Genomic DNA, 20,433 nt, shown 5'->3' on the forward strand with positions numbered 1-20,433 from the left:
CGTGCACCGGCACGCTCCTAAAGTGGACCGATACGGAGACAAGGACCGAAGCATGACAACCCGCTTTTCGAAGATCGCAGACGCAAGCACAGGCCGCGCGCGCCGCCGCGTGGCGCTGGCTGCCGCCTGCGCCGTGCTGGGCCTCGGCGCCCTCACCACCACCACCGCCGCGCAGGCCGACGCGGCCTATCCCGCCAAGCCGGTGAAGTTCGTCACCAACTTCCCTGCCGGCGGACCGCTCGACATCCTCGGCCGCGCGCTCGGCGACGTGCTGCAGAAAGACCTCCAGCAGCCCTTCGTGGTTGACAACCGCCCCGGCGCGGGCGGCAACATCGGGGCCGACGTGGTGGCGAAGAGCGCGGCCGACGGCTACACGCTGCTGCTGAGCATCGACAGCACGTTCACGATCAATCCGCACCTCTATGCATCGATGCCCTTCGCGCCCAAGGACCTGAAGCCGCTGATGATCTTCAGCTCGTCGGGCCTGAGCTTCGGCGTGTCGCAGGGGGTGAAGGCGAAGACGCTGCCCGAGTTCGTCGCGCAGGCGAAGACCGAGCCCGCCACCTTCAGCTCGGCCGGCAACGGCAGCCCGGGCCACATCGCGGCCGAGATCTTTGCCGGTGCCACCGGCGCGAAGATCACGCACGTGCCCTACAAGGGCAACGCGCCCGCGGTGCTGGCGCTGATGGCCGGCGAGGTGCAGGCCGGCATCCTCGCCACGCCGGGCCTGCTGCCGCAGGTGCAGGCGGGCAAGCTCCGCGCACTGGCCGTGACCGGCCGCCAGCGCTCGCCGCTGCTGCCCCAGGTGCCTGCCGTGGGCGAGCTGGGACTGAAGGACATGGAGTTCGAGGTGCTCTACCTCGCGATGGTGCCCGCCGCCACGCCCGCGCCCGTGATGCAGACGCTGCAGAAGGCGCTCGCCAAGGCGCTCGCGCAGCCCGAGGTCAAGGCCCGGCTGGCAACGCTCGACATGGTGCCGCTCGGCGAAAGCGGCGCCGCGGCCTCCGATCGCCTCGCCGCGAACCACGCGCGATACGGGCGCATCGTCAAGGCGACCGGGATGAAGGTGGATTGAGCGCGCCGGCGCCCGCAGCAGCGCCGCGGCGGCCCCGGTCGGCCTTGGGCAGCACGGCCTCTTCGACCATGCGTTCGGCCCGGGCCTGCAGCTTCTGCAGCGAGGCATCGAAGCGCTGCGCATCGTCGGCGTCGAGCGCGCCCATCAGGTCGGCATTGATGCGCGTGACGAGCGGGAACAGCGCTTCGTACAGCGCCTGCCCTGCCTCGGTGAGGCAGAGCCGCACCTGCCGCCGGTCGCCCGCGCGCGTGGCCCGCGAGACCAGCTGCTTGATCACCAGCGAGCCGACCGCCTTCGAGGTGCGCGCCCGGTCGAGCTGCGCATGTTCGGCGAGTTCCGAGGAGCTCAGTTCGCCGCGGCTCGCGAGCGTGGCGATGAGTCGCCACTCGCGCCGCGTGATGCCGAAACGCCCCTCGCAAAGCCGGATCACCATGCTGCCCGCCACCGACAACAGCCGCGTCAGCCGGTACAGCAGCAGGTCGTCGAGCGGGCGGCGCGGCGAGGCGGTCATCGGGAATTCGGGGTTAGCCCGGAGGATGGTTGATTAGATCAATCGACTGTAGCGTCTCTACAGTCGTCGCCACCACACGAGAACCCGGAGACACCCCCACATGACACGCCCCGCCATCGACCGACGCCAGGCCCTCGCCGCCTTTGCTGCCCTGGGCAGCGTCGCACTCGCGCCATCGCTCGCGCGCGGCCAGGCCTTCACGCCGGGCCAGCCTATCAAGGTGCTGATCGGCGTGCCCGCCGGCGGCACGCAGGACGTGCTGACGCGCGCAATCGCGCAGCAGGTGCGCGACTCGCTCGGGCCGCTTCTCGTCGACAACCGCTCCGGCGCGGCGGGCCGCATCGCGGTCGAGGCCGTCAAGACCGCGGCCCCCGACGGCCACACCCTGCTGCTCGGCACCGCGAGCATGATGACCATGTACCCGAGTGCCTACCGCAGCCTCTCGTACGACCCGATCAAGGACTTCGTGCCGATCGTCCTGGCGGCGCGCTTCGAGGTGGCATTGGTGGTGCACAAGGACGTGCCCGCGAACACGCTGGCCGAGTTCATCGCCTGGGCCCGCGCGCAGGGCGACAAGGTGAGCTTCGCGTCCTATGGCGCGGGCACGCCCTCGCACTTCCTGGGCGAGATGCTCAACCGCGCAGCCGGCCTGAAGATGGTGCACGTGCCCTACCGCGGCTCCACGCCCGCGCGCCAGGACGTGATGGGCGGCACCGTGCCGGTCTACTTCGACACTGTCGGCGGCGCGCAGCAGATGCTGACCACCGGCCGCGTGAAGGTGCTGGCCACGAGCGGCGAAAAGCGCTCGCCCCTCATGCCCGACCTGCCGAGCTTCGTGGAAGCCGGCTACAAGGACGTGGTGGCCACCGCCTGGTTCTCCTTCTACGCGCCGGCGAAGACGCCGAGCGCGACCGTCGACCGGCTGCGGGCCGAATTCACCCGCGCCGTCAACTCGCGCGAGGTCCGCCAGCTGCTGCTGCAGAACGGCATGTACCCTGTGGGCGACGGCCCCGAGGCGCTGCTGAAGACCATGCGCGAGGACACGGTGCGCTGGGCGAGCATCATGAAGGCCGCCAATTTCCAGGCTCAAGACTAGACAAACAAATAACCAAGGAGGATTCCATGACGACAACACGCACAAACAACAACCCCCTCACCCGCCGCCTTGCGGTCATGCTCGCCGCGGCCGGCCTCGTTGCCGCGGCCGCGTTGCCAGCGGCGGCGCAGGCGCCCGACGCCCCGCTGCGCATCGTCGTGGGCTATGCGCCCGGCGGCGCCACCGACCGCGTCGCGCGCATCGTGGGCGACAAGCTCGGCGCCAAGCTCGGCGTGACCGTGATCGTCGACAACAAGCCCGGCGCCGGCGGCCGGCTCGCCGCGCAGCAGGTCAAGGCCACGCCCGCCAACCAGAACGTGCTGATGCTCGCCAACCCCGCCGTGATGGTGGTGGCGCCGCTGGTGTTCAAGGACAGCGGCTACGACCCCGAGCGCGACTTCGTGCCGGTGTCGCACGTCAACGCCTACGACTTCGCGCTGTCGGTGTCGCCCACGCTGCCCGTGCGCGAGCTCAACCACCTGCTCGCCTGGATGCGCGCCAACCCCTCGCAGGCCAACGTGGGCGTGCCGGCCACCGGCAGCCTGCCGCACTTCTTCGGCCTCATGATGGGCGAGAAGGCCAAGGTGCAGACGCAGGTGATCGGCTACCGCGGCTCGGCGCCGCTCTTGAACGACCTGCTCGGCGGCCAGATCCCGATCGCGGTCGACACCGCCGACGTGGTGCTGCCGCAGCACGAGGCCGGCAAGCTGCGGATCCTGGCGCTGTCGGGCAGCGAGCGTTCGCCGTTCGCACCGAACATTCCCACCTTCAAGGAAGCCGGCCTCGACCTGGCCGCGAGCGGCTGGAACACCTTCTTCGCGCCCACGAGCATGCCCAAGGACAAGGTCGAGCGCCTTGCCGCGGCCATCCACGAGGTCATGAAGGACCCGGACACCCGGCGCAAGTTCAAGGACGCGAGCATGGTGCCGGTGGTGAGCACGCAGGCGCAGACCGTTGCGATGCTGAAAGCCTATCGCGCGCAATGGGCCCCAGTGGTACAGAAATCCGGCTATCAGCCTTGAGCCATTGCAAGAAAGTGACATGACCCGACCCAACATCATCTTCATCGTCGCCGACGACCTCGGCTATGCGGACCTCGGCTGCTACGGCGGCCGCGACGCCGCGTTCGGCCCGGTGTCGCCCGTGCTCGACGGGCTCGCGGCCAACGGGCTGAAGCTCACGCAGGGCTACTCGAACTCGCCCGTGTGCTCGCCCACGCGCTTCGCGATGATCACCGCGCGCTACCAGTACCGCCTGCGCGGCGCGGCCGAGGAGCCCATCAACAGCAAGAGCCGTGGCAGCACCACGCTCGGCCTGCCGACCGACCATCCCACGCTGCCCTCGCTGCTGAAGAAGAGCGGCTACAGCACCGCGCTGATCGGCAAGTGGCACCTCGGCTATCCGCCGAGTTTCGGCCCGCTGCGCTCGGGCTACGACGAGTTCTTCGGCCCGATGTCGGGCGGCGTCGACTACTTCACGCACTGCGATTCCGCAGGCCGCCACGACCTGTGGTTCGGCGAGGAAGAGCGCAACGAAGAGGGTTATCTCACCGACGTGCTCTCGAAGCGCGCCGTCGACTACGTCGAGCGCATGGCGGCGCAGGACGCCCCGTTCTTCCTGAGCCTGCACTACACCGCGCCGCACTGGCCGTGGGAAACGCGCGACGACGCCGACAAGGCCCCGCTCGTGAAGGACAACCTGTTCGATCTGGCCGGCGGCAACATCCACGTCTACCGCCGCATGATCCATCACATGGACGAGGGCATCGGCTGGATCATGGCGGCGCTCGAGAAGCACGGCATCGCCGACAACACGCTGGTGGTGTTCACGAGCGACAACGGCGGCGAGCGCTTCTCCGACAACTGGCCGCTGGTCGGCGGCAAGATGGACCTGACCGAAGGCGGCATCCGCGTGCCCTGGATCGCGCACTGGCCCGCTGTCATCGCCAAGGGCGGCGAGAGCCGCCAGCTGTGCATGACGATGGACTGGTCGGCCACCATGCTCGACGCGGCCGGCGCCGCGGCCGACCCGGCGTTCCCGCTCGACGGCGTGTCGCTGATGCCGGTGCTGAAAGACGCCGCGCACAGCTTCCGCCGGCCGCTGCACTGGCGCATGAACCACCGCGGCCAGGAAGCGCTGCGCGACGGCGACTGGAAGTACCTCAAGGTCGACGGCAACGAGTATTTGTTCAACATCCCGGCCGACGAGCGCGAGCGCGCGAACCTCGCGAAGAAGGAGCCCGAGCGCCTGGCCGCGATGCGCGAGGACTGGCTCGCCTGGAACGCCACGATGCCGCCGATCCCGGCGGACGCGACGGTGAGCCTCGGGTATTCCGTCAAGGACATGCCGCAGCGCTAGCGCCGCTGGGTCGACGCCAGCGAACGAGCGCTTCGTGCCATGCGCGTATGGCACGATCGACGCATGCTCGAGCCTTCCCGCCGCGTTCCCTACCGCACCTGGCCGGGCGCCCTCGCGGTGCTGCTGGCCATTGCCGCCTACGTGGGCGGCGTCGTCCTCTGGGACCGCCGCACGCCGGGCAACCGCCCCCTGCCCGAAGGCGAGACGGTGGAAGTCGGCCCCGCGCGGTTCGTTCCCGCCGAGGGATGGGAGATGGACGTCTCGCGCTCGAAGGCGGGCCAGTCCCTGATGCTCTTCAAGGGCGGCCACAAGTTCGTCGTGACCGCGGGCCGCTGGGCGGGCGGGCGCGACGGCCCGCTGACGCGGCAGCAGCGGCTCATGGCGCGCGGACAGGGCCTGCAGCTCGACGGCGACGTGTCCGACTTCATCACCACCTGGGGACTGCAGGGCAAGACCTTCGCCTATTACGGGCCGAAGCTGGCCGGCCGGTTCTGGCAGGTCGTGGACGTGCGGCGCAAGTCGCTCGTGCAGATCGACTTCTACGGCAGCACCGACGGGCTCAACGAGGTCTTGCCCGAAGCCCGCGCGATGCTCGAATCCATGGATCTGGAAGCCCCGCTGTGAGCACGGCGCGCGTCGACGGCGACCAGGCCCTCTGGCCGATCGGCACCGACTCGTTCTTCCAGCCGCGGCGCGCGGCCTTCTGGCTGCTCGCGGCGCTGATCGTCAACGGGCTTTTCTACATCGTCCACCTGTTCGCGATCGGCGTGCGCGTGGTGCCGGTCACCGCCATGCTGGGCCTGCTGGTGTGGACCGGCTACACCCTGGCCTTCGTGCTCGCGTTCCGCACGCTCGACCTGCTCGAGCAGCATCCACCCGAGGCCTTCGTGCTGGCTTTCGCCTGGGGCGGCATGGGCGCCGTGTACTTCGCCGCGCCGGCCAACATCGCGATCCAGAGCCTGTGCGCCAAGCTGGTGTCGCCCGAGTTCGTCGCGGCCTGGGGGCCCGCGGTCGCGGGGCCGATCACCGAGGAGTTCCTCAAGCTCGCGGGCGTGGTGCTGCTGGTGCTGGTGGCGCGCAACCAGTTCCAGACCTACCTCTCGGTGCTGATCGTCGGCGCGATGACGGGGCTGGGCTTCCAGGTGGTCGAGAACCTGAGCTACACGGTCAATGCCGCGATCCACTTCCCGCTCGAGAACCAGGTCTACCCGGTGCTGCTCAACCTGCTCACGCGCGGGCTGATGAGCGGGCTGTGGAGCCATGCGGCCTACACCATGATCGCGTCCTTCGGCGTCGCCTGGTTCCTGCTGCACCCCGAGCGACCGATGGGGGCGCGCGTGGCTTTCGCGCTGCTGTGTTTCGCACTCGCGTGGGCCATGCACTTCACCTGGAACTCGCCGCTGCTCGAAGAACTGTTCGACGGCGGCTACGGCGAAATGGCGATCCTGCTCGCCGTCAAGGGCGTGCCCGCGCTGATCGCGGCCGCGCTGTTCTGGCGCGTGGCGGCGCGCGAGAACGGGGCCTACCTGCATGCGCTCGCGGCGTCGTTCGTGCCCGAGCGCGAGCTGATCCGCGACGACGAATGGCTGCGCATCGGGGCGCCGCTGTTGCGCTACAAGGTGCGGCGCGACATCGGCAGACGCTTCGGACGGCGCGCCAGACGCTTGAAGACCCGGCTGCAGCGCGAGCAGCTGCGGCTGATCCGCAAGGCCGGCATCCATGGGCGCGGGCCGCAGACGCTGCCGCATGAAATGGCGATACGGCGAACCCGTGCCGCGCTCGATGCGCTGACCGTTCCTTCCGCCTGACCCCTGCGGCTGCAAGGCCTTCTGTCGGCATCGGTTTGACTCTTATTTAGATATATCTAAAATATATTCGATATACATCGAAAAGGACACCGCCATGCGCCATTGCGATTCCGGCTTTCACCATCGCCACGCCTGCCGTGCGTCGCGCAGCGAGCATGACGACGGCATCGCGGGCGGCGACGCCAAGCCCGCGCCCGAAGACGACATCTCCGCAGGCCGCGGCGGCCGTGGCGGCGGACGCGTCTTCGGCCATGGCGGGTTGCGCTTCGTGCTGCTGCGGCTCATTTCCGACAAGCCCTCGCATGGCTACGAGCTCATCAAGGCCATCGGCGACCGCCTCGGCGGGCGCTATGCGCCGAGCCCGGGCGTGGTCTACCCCACGCTCACCATGCTCGAGGAGATGGGCTACCTCACGGTGGCGGCCGAGGGCACCAGCAACCGCAAGCGCTACACCATCACCGCGCGCGGCATGGTCTTTCTGGCCGCCAACCGCGACACGGCCGACGCCATGATGGCGCGCATGAAGGATGGCGTCGACGCCGCGGGCCTGCGCAGCGAACGCCCGCCGCAGGTCGCGCGCGCCATCGAGAACCTCAAGCTCGCCATGCGCCTGCGGCTCTCGGGCGCTCCCTTGACAGAACAACAAGCCCACGATTTCGCCGCTGTGCTCGACCACGCCGCACAGCAGATCGAACGCCTCTGACACCACCACTTACCTACCGATGACCGACCTCTCCACCACCACCCCGGCCTCCCCCTCTGCCCTCGATCGCATGCCGCAGCGCGTGCGCCACGAACTGCGCTTTCGCCGGCTCACCGTCCAGTCCGTGCAGCACCTGACGCCGCACATGATCCGCATCACGCTCGCGGGCGATGAGCTGGCGGGCTTCACGAGCCCGGGCTTCGACGACCACGCCAAGCTCTTCTTCCCCGACCCGGCGACTGGCCAGCTCACGCTGCCCACCGTCGGACCCGACGGCCCGGTGTGGCCAGCGGGCGAACGGCCCGCCATGCGCGACTACACGCCGCGCCACCACGACCCGGCCGCCGGCACGCTCGAGATCGACTTCGCGCTGCACGACGCCGGCCCTGCCACGCAATGGGCGCTGCAGGCCAAGCCCGGCGACATCCTCGGTGTGGGCGGGCCGCGCGGATCGTTCATCGTGCCGACCGGCTTCGACTGGCACCTGCTGATCGGCGACGACACGGCCCTGCCCGCCATCGGCCGCCGTCTCGCGGAACTGCCGGCCGGCGCACGCGCCGTGGTGCTGGCCGAAGTGGACAGTGAGGCCGACCGCATCGCATTCGACAACACCCGCGCGGAAGTCACGCTGCAGTGGGTGTACCGCCAAGGCACCGCGCCCGGCCTGAGCCCCGCGCTGCTCGACGCCCTGGCCGCCATGACGCTGCCGGCTGGCGACTTCCATGCCTGGGTCGCCTGCGAGTCGGCCATCGCCAAGGCGCTGCGCGCGCATTTGGTGGGCGAGCGCGGCGCCAACCCCAAGTGGACCCGCGCCTCGGGCTACTGGCGCCGCGGCACGGCGGCGACGCACGACACGCACGACGCCTGACGCGCCAACCCGTCAGATCCAGCCGGCGCGCCTGAAGCGGTAGTAGAGATAGCCGCAGGTGCCCGCCATGAGCGCCAGCGCCGCCGCATAGCCATAGCGGAATTTCAGTTCGGGCATGTGCTCGAAATTCATGCCCCAGATGCCCGCGAAGGCGGTGCAGACCGCGAAGATGCTGGCCCAGGCAGCCAACCGCTTCGTGACTTCGCTCTCCTCGATCGTGACCATCGAGAGGTTCACCGAGATCGCCGTGCCGATGGTGTCGCGCATGGCGTCGATCGAGCCGTTGATGCGCCCCAGGTGGTCGGCCACGTCGCGAAAGTACTCGTGCGAACTCAGGCAGATGTGCGGCACCCGCCCGCCGTGCAGCTTGCCCGCGGCTTCCACCAGCGGCGCCACCGCGCGCTTGAGCACCATGCTGCGCCGCTTCAGGTCGTAGAGCTGCTTGATCTTGTCGCGCGCCGCGCCGCCCTGGGTGAAGATCTGCTGCTCGATGGATTCGAGCTCCACCTCGAGCGCATCGATGACGGGAAAGTAGCGGTCGACCACCGCGTCCATCAGTGCATAGAGCACGAAACCGGGGCCGTTGCGCATCAGCTCCGGCTCGCGCTCGCAGCGCTCGCGCACATCGAGAAAGCCCTGCTGGCTGCGGTTGCGCACCGACAGCACGTAGTTGGTGCCGACGAACACGTTCACCTCGCCCACGTTCGCGCAGTGCTCGCCTTCGGGCGAGGGCTCGACCAGGTGCATCACCACGAAGAGCGAGTCGCCGTATTCCTCCACCTTGGGCCGCTGGTGGCCGTGGTGCGCGTCTTCGACGGCAAGCGGATGCAGGTCGAACTCCTTTTGCATCTCGTCCAGTTCCTCGGGCGTGGCATCGCCGAGCGCCACCCAGACGAAACATCCGGGCCGCTGGATGTACTCGCTGATGTCCTCGACCGGAACTTCGGCGAGCTTGACGCCGTTTTCATAGGCCACGCAATTGATCAGCATCGGCTTGCGTCCATGCGCGGTTCAGGGGGCCGGGTCCGCCGCGTCGGCATGCGAAGCCTCGGCCAGGTGCGCGGTGTCCGCCAGCGACGATTCGATGGCCTGCGTCTCGCGGTTGAGCAAGGCGAGTCCCGTTTCGGCAAGCGCGCGATGACTGGCCAGGTCGGCCCACAGGCTCGCCGCGGCTTCGGCGCAGGTAAGCGACGTGAAGCGGATGTGGCCCTTTGCCAGCGCCACGAAGCGCTTCTCGCGCAGTGGGTCCGCCCGGTCCCAGGCGCCGCCGATCAGCACGCGCCGGCCGCGCTTGACGCGTGGCTCGCGCTCCGCGAAGAACGGGAGCTTGACCGTCAGCCAGCTCGGCAGGCCCGTCTTCAACGCGGCATCGAACGCGCAGGGAGCCGCGTGTGCCTTTGCATGGTCGCGCAGGGTGCCGAGCCGGTATCGCGCCGGATCCTTCGGCCCCGCAGCGCCGCCCTCGACGGGCCTGATGACGCTCGAAGCGTTGCCCGGCCGCGAGGGCTTGCGCAGGTCCGCAAGCTGGGCTGGCGACATGCACAGATACAGCGCGGCGAGGTCGGCGGGCAAGGTCGCAGTGTCCGGCAGCATGTCCGCGTCGGGACCTTTGAATTCATCCGGGTGAGCCATGGGCGCCTTTTTTATCTCCACGCGGGGTTGCGCCGGTGGATTTTAGAGGGCTGCCAACGTGCTTTTCGGTCCGAATTCAATCGCTGGGATGCATCCCGCTCATGGCTTTTCGTTTGAGGTTCTCACCGCGTCTTTCCCTGCTTCTTTCACGTCGCCGACTGCCTTCTGCGTCGTACCAGCAGCCTTGTCAACAGTGCCCTCAACTTGCATCTTCTCGCTCCCGACCGCCTTGCCCACGGTTTGCTTGACGCTACCCTTTGCTTTTTCGAGCGAACCCTTGGCCTGATCCTTGTTCATCGCACATCCTTGGTTGCATGGCGAAATGCCACGATGACATTGGTTCCGCGCTAAAGGCGCAGGTGTCGGACGAAGCGCCGTAAAGCTTGGGAAGCCTTCCCATGTCCCGGTCGCTGCTCGTGATCGAAGCGCACACGCGGGCGCCGCGTGCTCTTCACGTGCCAGTCCGTCAAGCCGCGAGGCTCGGCGCCGGCGCCTCGGTGGCCTGCGCGATGCGCCCGGCCTTCATGTGAACGATGCGGTCGGCCACATGGAAGTAGCGGTCGTCGTGCGAGATGACCACCAGCGAATGCCCCTTGGCGCGCAGCTCGGGCAGCAGCTCGGTGTAGAACAAGTGGCGGAACGCAGGGTCCTGGTCGGCCGCCCATTCGTCGAACACCAGCACCGGTCGGCCTTCCAGGTACGCATGCACCAGCGCCAGCCGCTTGCGCTGACCGGTCGACAGGTCGGTGGTGCTGAAGGCACCGTCCTTCACCGACACCTTGTGCGCGATCTCCAGACGCTGCAGGTAGGGCAAGGCCGTCTCGGGCAGCGCCTGATGGCCGCCCTCTTCGCCGGCCACGAGGTCTTCGAACAGATAGAAGTCCGAGAACACGGTGGTGAACAACTGGCGGTAGTCGTCGCGCGTCTCGGGCGTCACGGCCTTGCCGTCGAGCAGCAGCTCGCCCGCCACCGGCGCATACAGGCCCAGCAGCAACTTGATGAGCGTGGTCTTGCCCGAGCCGTTGTCGCCGACGATGAAGACGATCTCTCGGCGCCCGATGCGCAGATCGACCGGGCCGAGCACGAAGGGCTCCGCGCCCTCGACGGCCGGGAACGCATAGCGCGCGCCGCGCAGCTCGATCGCGCCGTGCAGCACCGGCGTGGCGGGCGGCGCGTGCAGGTCGAGGTGCGGCTCCGGCGTGGCAAAGCGCGCCGACAGGTCGCCGATGCGCTCGAAGGCCACCTTTGCGCGCCCCAGGTGCGGCAGCGCCGCCACCACCTGGTCGAGCGGCCCCTTCAGGAACAGCAGCACCAGCACGAAGCCGCTGAGCACGACCGGCGCGGTGTCGCGGAACGCGGCCCAGCCGAGGATCAGCGCAATCAACAAGAAAAACAGCGCCGAGCCAAAGGAAGAGGCGAGCACGAAGATGTTGATGGCGCGCCGATTGATGTCGTGGATGCGCTCCACCGTGTGCGCCACCTGCTGTTCGTACACCTTGGCGCGGCGCGCGCGGTGCATGCGCAGTTCTTTCGCGCCTTCGCTGATGCCGCGGTAGGCCTTGTGCAGCGCCTCTTCCTGCTCGCGCGCCTTGAAGAAGCCCGAGATGCCGCGCGCATGCGCCAGGCTCTGCACGGCGATGCCCACGAGCAGGGCCGCCAGCAGCAGGCCGAACAGCGGCGGCGAGAGCCACGCCAGGTAGCCGAGGCAACCCAAGGAAACGGCCAGCGCGATCATGGTCGAGGCCAGCATGAAGGCCACGTCGCTGATCATGTCGACGTCTTGCGTGAGCACGGGCATCAGGCGGTGCATGCGGTAGCGTTCGAGCGCATCGATCGGCGCCGCAAGAATCTTCAGCGCCAGGCTCTTGCGCACCTGTGCCACGAGCCGCTGGCCGACCACGTTGTTCGACATGTCGGAGGTGGCGCGTCCGACCAGCGCCACCACGCACAGGCCGATGAAGCTCAGCAGCAGTCCACCGGCCAGGCCGCCGGGGCGGTGCAGCACCTGGTTGATGGTCGCCAGCAGCGCGACGGTCGCAACGCCCGCGCCGATGCCGGTCACGGTCGACAGCGCGATCCACGGGAAGTAGGGCCGCAACAGCCGGACGAGTTCAGACGCGGGGGCGCTGGCGGGTGTGATGTTCATGCGGCGGACGGTTCGTTGCAAAGGGAGTCGGGCTCCTTGCAATGACGTTCGGCGCGGCCGCTTGTTTAGAGAAGAAGGCGGGCGCGCCGCCTATTGCAGCAGCGGCTCCGGCCCCGCCTCGCGCGCGGCCTCCACCACCGAGGCGCCGGCCAGCGCCCACAGCGTCAGTACCTCGTCGAGCGCGCGCACGTGAATCGGGTCCTGGCCGAGCCAGCCCACGAGTTGCTCGGCGCGCTCGGGCGACGGCGCGTCGTGCAGCTCGCGAAAAAGCCGCCAGGCCATGCTGAAGGCCGGGTCGGAGGGGCGGTGTCTCGGGAAGCTCATTGGGATTCGCACGCCTGCACTGCTGTCGATGAGTGAGTAGACGCTGCGTGGCGCACGCTGTTTAGGCGCGGCACCACGGAGGACTAAATTTCCGGTCCGTCGGCGCGTCTTCTGCTTCATGCCCTCGTGCCTTTTTCAAGCTTTCCACGCCGCCTTCGGCGTCGCCCCGTGATCCCCCTGCTCGCGCCGATCTTCCAGGGCGAGTGGGCGCCGTACGGCGAAACGCTGGCTTGCGCCGCGCACCCGCCGCCGGAGTCCGTGCGCGTGGCCGACCTGCTGGCCGACCCGCCGCGCCTGCTGGCGCTGCTGCGCCTCAAGGCGCGCACGCTGAACATGCCGGAGCGCGACCTGCGCGCAGTCGCGTCCGCCTGGAGCATGAACTACCTGCATGCGCTGCTGCCGCCCGTGGCCGCGGCCGCGAGCCTGCTGCAGCACGGCTTTCCGGTAAGTCCCGAGCAGGTCTGGGTCAGCCTCGACGACGCAGACGGCGACCCGGAGAGCTTCCACATCACCGACCTCGGCACGCCCCGCCCCGGCACCGACACGGCCGCGCGCTACGACGTGCTGCTCTGGACGCACCTCGCGCCGCTGTTCACACTGCTGACGCAGCTCACGCGGCTGGCACCCAAGATCCTGTGGGGCAACGCCGTGCGCTACCTCGAGCCCGTGCTCGAGGAAAGCCTGCGCATGAGCGGCCAGTCGCCCGCCGTCGCCGCCGACCTCAAGCACCTGCTGCATCGCCCGACCTGGCCGCAACCGTGCGGTGAACTGCGCGACAACCCGATGTTCATGCCCCCGCGCCGCGGGGTGCGCGTGGCCGACCGCAGCGCGCCGCCGGTCACGCTGTACCGGCAGTGCTGCCTCTATTACCTCGTGCCGCGCCTGGGCTACTGCGGCGCGTGCCCGCTCTCGCCGGAGTTCGAGCGCGAGCGCTGTGTCAGCACCGCCGACTAAACATTCGGCCGCAGCCCGCGTCTTCCTTCTGCATCCCCACATCGACCACAGCACGGAGGTTTTCCTTGGCCGCCCACGACACCGCATGGCGCTTTCACGCGCATCCCGAAGGCCGGGTGCTGGACGTCCGACTGGAAGGCACGGCGCTCAAGGTGACGCCGCACGACGGCGACCGCCACAGCAGCACCTGGGCCCTGCGCGAGCAGCCCGGCAAGCCACGCCTCGAATGGTTGGGCGCGTGCGCGGGCGAGCCGGACGAAGCGCACCTGCTGGCGGCGATCGAGGCGGTCTTTCAGCGCCACCCGACCGCACGGCACCTGGCGCTGCAATCGCCGTTGCCGAGCGGCACGCGGCTCGTGAACGCGGGCATCGTCGCGCCGGCCGAGGGCGCGCTGCCCACCGTCGCGCGCGAGGCCTTCTGGCAATGGCCGCGCGCATGGCTGCCGCAACCGCGCGAGCCTTTCGCGCAGCGCTTCGTTGTCACGCAAGGCAAGCGCCACCCGCTGCGCCCTGCCAAGCCGCAAGGCACCGTGTACCGCCGCCACATCCCGTGGTTGGGCCAGACGCTAACGCTCGACACGGTCGACATCGAACGCGACCTGCCGGTTTTCAACCGCTGGATGAACGACCCTGTGGTCGCCCATTTCTGGGAAGAGGAAGGCGACCTCGCACGCCACCGCCAGTACCTCGAAGGCATTGCGGCCGACCCGCGCGTGACGGGCCTCGTCGGCCGCTTCGACGGCGAGCCCTTCGGCTACTTCGAGGCCTACTGGGCGAAGGAAGACCGCATCGCGCCGTTCTATGACGCCGCCGACCACGACCGCGGCTGGCACGCGCTGGTGGGCGAGGCGCGCTTTCGCGGCAAGCCCTTTCTCACGGCCTGGATGCCGTCGGTGTCGCACTACCTCTTCCTGGACGACCCGCGCACGCAGCGCCTGGTGATCGAGCCGCGCGCCGACAACGAAAAAATGATCCGGAGCCTGGGCCGCTGCGGCTACGCCCACGTGAAGGAGTTCGACTTTCCGCACAAGCGCGCCCTGCTGGGCATGCTGTGGCGCGAGCGTTTCTTCGGCGAGGCGCTGTGGATTCCGCGCGCCGACCCCACCGCCGCTTCGCCGGCCCCGGCTCGTCGACACGAGCCATCCCTGGAGGACATCCATGCAAATCCATGACCTGATCGGCGTCGGCTTCGGCCCGTCCAACATCGCACTGGCCATCGCACTCGACGAGAAGCGCCAGAAGGGCCACTTCGTCGACTCGCTGTTCATCGAGAAGCAGCCGGGCTTCGTCTGGCACCGCAACATGCTGCTGGACAACGCGCACATGCAGATCTCGTTCCTGAAGGACCTGGCCACGCTGCGCAATCCGTCGAGCCGCTTCACCTTTTTGAACTACCTGCACGAGAAAGAGCGCTTGCAGGACTTCATCAACCTCAAGAGCTTCTTCCCGAGCCGCCACGAGTTCAACGACTATCTCGGCTGGGCCGCGGCGCAGTTCGAAGACCGCTGCGCTTACGGCGAGGCCGTGTTCGAGGTGGCGCCCGAGATGAAGGGCGACGAGGTCTCGCTGCTGCGCGTGCGTTCGCGCGATGCCGACGGTGCGGTGCGCGAGCGCCTGGCGCGCAACCTGGTGGTGAGCGTGGGCGGCGTCGCCAACATTCCGGCGCGCTTCCAGCCGCTGAAGGACGACGGCCGGGTGTTCCATTCGAGCACCTACCTCGAAGCCATTGCCCGCCATCCCGGCGCCGACCGCATCGCCATCGTGGGCGCCGGCCAGAGCGCGGCCGAGATCTTCATGGACCTGCAATCGCACCCCGCGAAACCGCAGGTCGACCTGATCATGCGTGCACGCTCCATCAAGCCCTCGGACGACAGCCCGTTCGTGAACGAGATCTTCAACACCGACTTCACCGATTTCGTGTTCAACCGCTCGGTGAACGAACGTGCCGAGCTGCTCGAGGAGTTCTGGCACACCAACTACGCCGCGCCCGACCTGGAGTTGATCCAGCAGATCTTCAACGTGTTCTACCGCCAGCGCGTGGCCGGCTCGACGCGCCACAGCTTCCTGCGGCGGCACGAGGTGTCGGCCGTGGATGCCGCGCAGGACGGCATCCACCTGTCGCTGCACGACCTGAACACCGGTGCGCGCCTCGACAAAGCCTACGACGCCGTGGTGCTTGCCACCGGCTACGCGCGCGACGCGCACCGCACGCTGCTGGCGCCGCTGGCGCACTACCTGGGCGATTTCTCGGTCGACCGTGACTACCGCATGCAGGGCACGCCGGCGCTGCGCCCGGGCATCTTCTTGCAGGGCGCCTGCGAGACCAGCCACGGCCTGAGCGACACGCTGCTGTCGGTCACCGCCATCCGTTCCGACGAGATCGGGCAGGCGCTGCTCAACGCCACGCCGCGGCACGCGGCGCAGGCTCCGCAGCCTCCGCAGGCGCCGGCCGCGGAGCGCCCCGCCCACGCCGCGCCCGTGGTTTAGCCACGGGAACGCAACGCTTCGGTGCTACACTCAATAAGAATAGTTCTTATTCACCCCATCCCGGGGTCACCGAAGCCAGCGCCCTCGCCTCCTCTTAACCGGCGCGCTCCAGCCATCGGCCCAGGGGTCTTTTGTCGATGCTTGCGAGAAGGCGACCGGATGCGCGACCTCGTCCAGGAACTTGTGTCTCACTACGCGGACTTGCGCCGGCAGCTCACGCGCGACCTGCGCGACCCGCACCATGCGGCCGACATTGCGCAGTCGAGCTTCGAGCGCGTGTACACGCACACGCTCAGCCTGCGAGACGGCGCCGCCATCGAGTCGCCGCGCGCCCTGCTGTTCCGCGTGGCGCGCAACCTGTGCATCGACGAGGCGCGCCATCGCAAGGTGGCGCAGGACTGGGCCGTCTCGCATGCCGTCGTGGGCACGCACCTCACGGCCCCGTCGTCCGAATATGTCGTGGCCCAGCACCGCGTGCTGCATCGCGTGGTCGAAACCATGGAACAGCTGCCGCCGCGCCGGCGCGAGGTCTTCCTGCTGTTCCGTGCCTACGGCCACTCGCGCGCTGAAATCGCGCAGCGTCTGAACATCACCGAGATGGCGGTCGCCAAGCACCTGCTGCGCGCCACCATCGACTGCTCGCGCGTGTTCGCCGAGCTGCGCCAGGAATTGATCGAGCCGCAGGCGCTGAACAGCCACGCGGGTTTCGACACGGCACTGGCTGAAGATTTTTCATGAGCGGCGCGGCTGCCGAGGTCGTCTCGCGTGAACGGCTGATCGAACGCGCGCTCGCGCTCATCGTCGAAGACGAGATCGCACCGCCGAGCCCGGCCGCCAACAGCGCCCGGCTCGCGCTCGACCAGTGGCGAACCCGCTCGCCCGAACACGCCGCCGCCGTGCGCGAGGCGCGCGAGCGCTGGAAAGCCTTGGGCGGCATGGCCGACGACCTGCGTGCGCACTTCGACGAGCCCACACCCGCACCGGTGCCGCGCAGTCCCTCGCGCCGCAAGCTGCTGCTGTCGATCGCCGGGCTGCTCGGCGCCGGCGTGGTCGCCGGGCGCGGCGTGCAGTGGTACTGGCAGCAGCCCGTGTTCCAGGCGGCGTATCGGACGCCCAACGCGCGGATGCTGAAGGTCACACTGGCCGATGAGCCCACCGGCGGCATCGGCAGCCGCCTCGACCTCGCCCCGCAAAGCGCCGTCGACGTCACGCTCTACCGCCGCCGCCGCATGGTTTACATGGCACGCGGCGAGGTCCGCTTCGACGTGGCGCCCGACGCCGACCGGCCCTTCGTGATGCGCACGCGCGAGGCCATCATCGAAGTGGTCGGCACCGCCTTCACCGTGCGCGACCGCGGCGGCCCGATCACCGTGGGCGTCGAGCACGGCCATGTGCGCGTGCAGGTGCTGCGCCAGGCCGGCACCGAACGCAGCGACCAGGTGGTCGACCTGCGCGCCGGCGACATGCTCGAGGTGCGCGACGGCCGCGCCGATCCGGTGCGCCAGGCCGACACCGCCGCCCTCTCGGCCTGGCGCGACGGCTGGCTGGTGTTCGACAACACCCCGCTGGGCGACGCGCTGGCCGCGGTCAACAGCTACCGCAACGCGCCCATCACCGGCGCCGACGCCCGCATCGACGCGATGCGACTCTCGGGCCGCTTTCGCACCAACGACTCGGCCGGCCTGCTCGACGCACTGCCCGCCATCCTGCCGCTGGTGGCGGTCGCCCGGCCCGACGGCAGCGTGAGCCTGCAAGCGCGCTGACCCGGGCGTGCCCGTGGGCACGCCGCTCCTTTTCCTCTCGTTTTTTCGACCCGCATCGACACGGCGATCGATGGCGTGTCACGGGCCTGTCTCTCTTTTTCGAGTTCAAACGTCTTACATGCAGAAGCACCCCGCATCCGATCGAAGGATGCAGCGCGCCCTCGTTTTCATGTCGCACCGATTTACTTGTCTGGAGACTTCACCCATGCGTTTCTCGCCTCGCCACCGACTCCTGAGCGCCGCACTTGCCGCCGCCTTCGGAACCGCCTTTGCCAGCTGGAACGGCCTTGTCGCCGCCCAGGGCACCGACCAGGCCTCTGCACAAGCGCGCGACATCAACGTGCCCGCCCAGCCGCTGGGCGCCGCGCTCAACGAGCTGTCGCGCCAGACCGGCGTGCAGGTGCTCGCCGCCGGTGACGTGGTCTCGGGCCTGGCCGCACCGGCCGTGTCGGGCCGCCTTAGCTTCGAGCAGGCGCTCGACCGCCTGCTGGCCCGCAGCGGCCTCGTGGCGGTGCGCAACGGCCCCACGCGCGTCACCATCCAGCGCCAGAGCGCGGCCAGTGCCTCGCTGCCCGCCGTGACCGTGGCCGCGCAGGTCTCCACCGACGGCACCACCGAAGGCACGGGCTCGTACACCACGCGCGCCGCCGCGGGTGCCACGCGCATGGACCTGTCGCTGCGCGAAACGCCGCAGTCGATCAGCGTCATCGGCCGCCAGCAGATCGACGACCAGAACCTCGTCACCCTGGACGATGTGCTGCGCCAGACGCCCGGCATCGTGGCCGACCGCAATGACGAGCGCGTGACCTTCTCGTCGCGCGGCTTCGCGCTGAGCACCATGGTCGACGGCGTGCCCACGCTGGGCTTCAACAGCGTGGCCGGCGAGTCGAGCATGATCAGCACCGCTTTCTACGACCGCGTCGAGGTGATCCGCGGCGCGGCCGGCCTGCTCAACGGCGTGGGCTCGCCCGGCGGCGCCATCAACCTCGTGCGCAAGCGCCCGACCTCCGAGTTCGCCGGCCACATCTCGGGCGGCATCGGCTCCTGGAGCCGCTACAACGCCGAGATCGACGTGGGTGGCCCACTCAACGAGGCCGGCACCGTGCGCGGCCGCTTTATGGCCTCGCGCACCGACGGCAAGAACTTCATCGAGAACAAGAAGCGCACCGAAGACGCGCTGTACGGCATTCTTGAAGTCGACCTCGCGGCGGGCTCCCGCCTCTCGGTGGGCTTCGAGCACCAGAAGACCGCCATCGACGGCGCCAACTACGGCCAGAGCCCGCTGTTCTTCAGCAACGGCCAGCGCACCAACCTGCCGCGCTCGTTCAACTCCAGCGCCCCGTGGAGCTATTGGGACATGTACAGCGACAAGCTGTTCGCCAACCTCGACCAGCAGCTGGGCGGCGGCTGGCAGCTGAAGGTCGATGCAAGCTACCTCAAGAGCGAGCGCAAGCGTGCCTCGGGCGACCTGAGCATCTACCGCGCCATCAACGAGCGGACCGGCGCATCTACGATCGACATCCGCGAAAACCCCGCCCAAGGCGCCAACAAAGGCCTCGACGTCCACCTGAAGGGTCCGTTCGAAGCCTTCGGCCGGACGCACGAAGCCGTGGTGGGCATGAACTACAACACCTACGACGCCACGGTCCACACGCGCGGTGCCGTGCCGCGCATCATCGACCGCCGGCCGCTGAACTTCTACCAGCTGCAGAGCTTCCCCGAGCCGACCTCGTTCTCGTACCCGCTGTACACGGCGCCATCGAGCACCACCGAGAAGGCCATCTACGCCTCGACCCGCCTGCGGCTGGCCGACCCGCTGTCAGTCATCATCGGCGCGCGCGGCACCTGGTACGAATCCGATTCCTCCACGCTCGACTGGACCACCTGGCGTCGTACCGGCGTGAGTTCGCGCGAGAACGGCGTGGTCACGCCCTACCTGGGCGTGGTGTTCGACGTGAGCAAGGAGCTCTCGCTCTACGGCAGCTACACCGACATCTTCCAGCCCAACACGGTGCGCGACCGCAACAACTCGCTCATCGCACCGCAGCGCGGAAAGAACATCGAACTGGGCCTGAAGGGCGAACACTTCGGTGGCAAGCTCAATACCAGCGCCGCGATCTTCAAGACGCGCGAAACCAACCTGGCCGTGACCGACACCGGCGCCAGCTCGCTGCTGCCCGACGGCGGCATTCCGTACCGCGCGGTGCAAGGCGCCAAGAGCAAGGGCTTCGAGCTCACCGCCGCCGGCGAAGTGCTGCCGGGCCTGCAGTTGCTTGCGGGCTACACCTACCACGCCAAGCGTGACGCCGACGGCGTGCTGCTCAACCCGCAGTACCCGCGCCGCCTGTTCCGCGTGAGCACCAGCTATCGCCTGCCCGGCGAATGGAGCAAGCTCACCGTCGGCGGCAGCGTGAGCTACCAGAGCGGCATCTACTACGACGAGTTCAACGAACTCGGCCGCGCCTCGCAAGGCGGCCTGACGCTGTTCGGCTTGATGGCGCGCTACGACATCAACAACCGCCTGAGTGCCTCGCTGCACATCGAGAACGCTGGCGACAAGCGCTACTACAACGGCCTGGGCGGCTACAACGGCTACACGCAGGGCAACCCGCGCAACGCCTGGCTGAAGCTCAGCTACAAGCTCTGACACCCAGCGACATGAAATAGGGCGGCACCGGCAGAAGGGTGGCCTTGACGCACGACCCGGC

At 68.8% G+C, this 20,433-nt stretch carries 20 protein-coding genes; 14 read left to right on the forward strand and 6 right to left on the reverse strand.

Going from position 1 to position 20,433, the window contains the following annotated elements; genetic code table 11:
* Positions 1-52: 52 nt before the first annotated feature.
* Positions 53-1,075, forward strand: coding sequence for a Bug family tripartite tricarboxylate transporter substrate binding protein (locus AC3A6R_RS05805; protein WP_487863964.1), 1,023 nt, complete (start codon positions 53-55; stop codon positions 1,073-1,075).
* Here the strand turns inward: AC3A6R_RS05805 and AC3A6R_RS05810 are convergent.
* Entirely contained in the window at positions 1,047-1,586 is a 540-nt protein-coding gene (locus tag AC3A6R_RS05810) for a MarR family winged helix-turn-helix transcriptional regulator (RefSeq protein WP_487858096.1), read from the reverse strand. The two genes, AC3A6R_RS05805 and AC3A6R_RS05810, sit on opposite strands and share 29 nt — an antisense overlap.
* Before the next feature lie 100 nt (positions 1,587-1,686).
* On the opposite strand from AC3A6R_RS05810, the gene AC3A6R_RS05815 reads away from it, so the two are divergent.
* The 7 genes from AC3A6R_RS05815 (at position 1,687) to AC3A6R_RS05845 (ending at position 8,419) form a co-directional block, all read left to right on the forward strand.
* On the forward strand, positions 1,687-2,682 hold the full coding sequence (locus tag AC3A6R_RS05815; protein ID WP_487858097.1) for a Bug family tripartite tricarboxylate transporter substrate binding protein: 996 nt from the start codon (positions 1,687-1,689) through the stop codon (positions 2,680-2,682).
* A 26-nt stretch (positions 2,683-2,708) separates the two neighbouring features.
* Positions 2,709-3,704, forward strand: coding sequence for a Bug family tripartite tricarboxylate transporter substrate binding protein (locus AC3A6R_RS05820; protein ID WP_487863965.1), 996 nt, complete (start codon positions 2,709-2,711; stop codon positions 3,702-3,704).
* A gap of 19 nt (positions 3,705-3,723) precedes the next feature.
* On the forward strand, positions 3,724-5,040 hold the full coding sequence (locus tag AC3A6R_RS05825) for a sulfatase family protein (protein ID WP_487863966.1): 1,317 nt from the start codon (positions 3,724-3,726) through the stop codon (positions 5,038-5,040).
* Positions 5,041-5,103: 63 nt separating this feature from the next.
* Complete coding sequence (locus tag AC3A6R_RS05830) at positions 5,104-5,664, forward strand: hypothetical protein (protein WP_487863967.1); 561 nt, start codon at positions 5,104-5,106, stop codon at positions 5,662-5,664.
* A complete protein-coding gene (locus tag AC3A6R_RS05835) occupies positions 5,661-6,848 on the forward strand; it encodes a PrsW family intramembrane metalloprotease (RefSeq protein ID WP_487863968.1) in 1,188 nt (395 codons plus the stop codon). Before AC3A6R_RS05830 ends, AC3A6R_RS05835 begins: the two co-directional genes overlap by 4 nt.
* A 94-nt stretch (positions 6,849-6,942) precedes the next feature.
* Complete coding sequence (locus AC3A6R_RS05840; protein WP_487863969.1) at positions 6,943-7,551, forward strand: PadR family transcriptional regulator; 609 nt, start codon at positions 6,943-6,945, stop codon at positions 7,549-7,551.
* A gap of 19 nt (positions 7,552-7,570) precedes the next feature.
* On the forward strand, positions 7,571-8,419 hold the full coding sequence (locus AC3A6R_RS05845; protein WP_487863970.1) for a siderophore-interacting protein: 849 nt from the start codon (positions 7,571-7,573) through the stop codon (positions 8,417-8,419).
* 12 nt (positions 8,420-8,431) lie between these two features.
* On the opposite strand, the gene AC3A6R_RS05850 is transcribed toward AC3A6R_RS05845, so the two are convergent.
* From AC3A6R_RS05850 to AC3A6R_RS05870, 5 genes are all read right to left on the reverse strand, one after another.
* Complete coding sequence (locus AC3A6R_RS05850) at positions 8,432-9,409, reverse strand: magnesium and cobalt transport protein CorA (protein WP_487858104.1); 978 nt, start codon at positions 9,407-9,409, stop codon at positions 8,432-8,434.
* A gap of 21 nt (positions 9,410-9,430) precedes the next feature.
* On the reverse strand, positions 9,431-10,051 hold the full coding sequence (locus AC3A6R_RS05855) for a hypothetical protein (RefSeq protein WP_487858105.1): 621 nt from the start codon (positions 10,049-10,051) through the stop codon (positions 9,431-9,433).
* A gap of 99 nt (positions 10,052-10,150) precedes the next feature.
* The gene (locus tag AC3A6R_RS05860; protein WP_487863971.1) at positions 10,151-10,348 is read right to left on the reverse strand and encodes a CsbD family protein; all 198 of its coding nucleotides are present in this window, start codon (positions 10,346-10,348) and stop codon (positions 10,151-10,153) included.
* 169 nt (positions 10,349-10,517) lie between these two features.
* Positions 10,518-12,197 (reverse strand): cyclic peptide export ABC transporter, encoded by a 1,680-nt coding sequence (locus AC3A6R_RS05865; protein ID WP_487863972.1) that lies wholly within the window; start codon positions 12,195-12,197, stop codon positions 10,518-10,520.
* A gap of 90 nt (positions 12,198-12,287) precedes the next feature.
* Positions 12,288-12,521, reverse strand: a complete 234-nt coding sequence (locus tag AC3A6R_RS05870; protein ID WP_487863973.1) for a hypothetical protein — start codon at positions 12,519-12,521, stop codon at positions 12,288-12,290.
* Positions 12,522-12,689: 168 nt separating this feature from the next.
* On the opposite strand from AC3A6R_RS05870, the gene fhuF reads away from it, so the two are divergent.
* From fhuF to AC3A6R_RS05900, 6 genes are all read left to right on the forward strand, one after another.
* Positions 12,690-13,475 carry a siderophore-iron reductase FhuF gene (gene fhuF / locus AC3A6R_RS05875; protein ID WP_487863974.1) on the forward strand — a complete coding sequence of 262 codons (786 nt, stop codon included), beginning with the start codon at positions 12,690-12,692 and terminating at the stop codon, positions 13,473-13,475.
* Between the two features lie 65 nt (positions 13,476-13,540).
* Entirely contained in the window at positions 13,541-14,647 is a 1,107-nt protein-coding gene (locus AC3A6R_RS05880; protein WP_487863975.1) for a GNAT family N-acetyltransferase, read from the forward strand.
* Positions 14,634-15,962, forward strand: a complete 1,329-nt coding sequence (locus AC3A6R_RS05885; RefSeq protein ID WP_487863976.1) for a lysine N(6)-hydroxylase/L-ornithine N(5)-oxygenase family protein — start codon at positions 14,634-14,636, stop codon at positions 15,960-15,962. Before AC3A6R_RS05880 ends, AC3A6R_RS05885 begins: the two co-directional genes overlap by 14 nt.
* A gap of 159 nt (positions 15,963-16,121) precedes the next feature.
* Positions 16,122-16,700: an RNA polymerase sigma factor gene (locus tag AC3A6R_RS05890; protein ID WP_487858112.1), complete on the forward strand. Its 579-nt coding sequence runs from the start codon at positions 16,122-16,124 to the stop codon at positions 16,698-16,700.
* Positions 16,697-17,725, forward strand: coding sequence for a FecR family protein (locus AC3A6R_RS05895; protein WP_487858113.1), 1,029 nt, complete (start codon positions 16,697-16,699; stop codon positions 17,723-17,725). Before AC3A6R_RS05890 ends, AC3A6R_RS05895 begins: the two co-directional genes overlap by 4 nt.
* Positions 17,726-17,930: 205 nt before the next feature.
* Positions 17,931-20,372 (forward strand): TonB-dependent siderophore receptor, encoded by a 2,442-nt coding sequence (locus tag AC3A6R_RS05900; protein WP_487863977.1) that lies wholly within the window; start codon positions 17,931-17,933, stop codon positions 20,370-20,372.
* The last annotated feature ends 61 nt before the right edge of the window (positions 20,373-20,433 follow it).

This window comes from Variovorax sp. Soil_C_19, assembly GCF_057657255.1.

What these genes read in the sequence shown, in the direction of transcription:
- AC3A6R_RS05865 (WP_487863972.1), bottom strand. Translation starts at nt 12,197, where the DNA reads ATGAACATCACACCCGCCAGCGCCCCCGCGTCTGAACTCGTCCGGCTG.
- AC3A6R_RS05830 (WP_487863967.1), top strand. Translation starts at nt 5,104, where the DNA reads ATGCTCGAGCCTTCCCGCCGCGTTCCCTACCGCACCTGGCCGGGCGCC.
- AC3A6R_RS05820 (WP_487863965.1), top strand. Translation starts at nt 2,709, where the DNA reads ATGACGACAACACGCACAAACAACAACCCCCTCACCCGCCGCCTTGCG.
- AC3A6R_RS05840 (WP_487863969.1), top strand. Translation starts at nt 6,943, where the DNA reads ATGCGCCATTGCGATTCCGGCTTTCACCATCGCCACGCCTGCCGTGCG.
- AC3A6R_RS05810 (WP_487858096.1), bottom strand. Translation starts at nt 1,586, where the DNA reads ATGACCGCCTCGCCGCGCCGCCCGCTCGACGACCTGCTGCTGTACCGG.
- AC3A6R_RS05815 (WP_487858097.1), top strand. Translation starts at nt 1,687, where the DNA reads ATGACACGCCCCGCCATCGACCGACGCCAGGCCCTCGCCGCCTTTGCT.
- AC3A6R_RS05870 (WP_487863973.1), bottom strand. Translation starts at nt 12,521, where the DNA reads ATGAGCTTCCCGAGACACCGCCCCTCCGACCCGGCCTTCAGCATGGCC.
- AC3A6R_RS05900 (WP_487863977.1), top strand. Translation starts at nt 17,931, where the DNA reads ATGCGTTTCTCGCCTCGCCACCGACTCCTGAGCGCCGCACTTGCCGCC.
- AC3A6R_RS05855 (WP_487858105.1), bottom strand. Translation starts at nt 10,051, where the DNA reads ATGGCTCACCCGGATGAATTCAAAGGTCCCGACGCGGACATGCTGCCG.
- AC3A6R_RS05895 (WP_487858113.1), top strand. Translation starts at nt 16,697, where the DNA reads ATGAGCGGCGCGGCTGCCGAGGTCGTCTCGCGTGAACGGCTGATCGAA.
- AC3A6R_RS05885 (WP_487863976.1), top strand. Translation starts at nt 14,634, where the DNA reads ATGCAAATCCATGACCTGATCGGCGTCGGCTTCGGCCCGTCCAACATC.
- AC3A6R_RS05860 (WP_487863971.1), bottom strand. Translation starts at nt 10,348, where the DNA reads ATGAACAAGGATCAGGCCAAGGGTTCGCTCGAAAAAGCAAAGGGTAGC.
- AC3A6R_RS05850 (WP_487858104.1), bottom strand. Translation starts at nt 9,409, where the DNA reads ATGCTGATCAATTGCGTGGCCTATGAAAACGGCGTCAAGCTCGCCGAA.
- AC3A6R_RS05805 (WP_487863964.1), top strand. Translation starts at nt 53, where the DNA reads ATGACAACCCGCTTTTCGAAGATCGCAGACGCAAGCACAGGCCGCGCG.
- AC3A6R_RS05890 (WP_487858112.1), top strand. Translation starts at nt 16,122, where the DNA reads ATGCGCGACCTCGTCCAGGAACTTGTGTCTCACTACGCGGACTTGCGC.
- AC3A6R_RS05825 (WP_487863966.1), top strand. Translation starts at nt 3,724, where the DNA reads ATGACCCGACCCAACATCATCTTCATCGTCGCCGACGACCTCGGCTAT.
- AC3A6R_RS05845 (WP_487863970.1), top strand. Translation starts at nt 7,571, where the DNA reads ATGACCGACCTCTCCACCACCACCCCGGCCTCCCCCTCTGCCCTCGAT.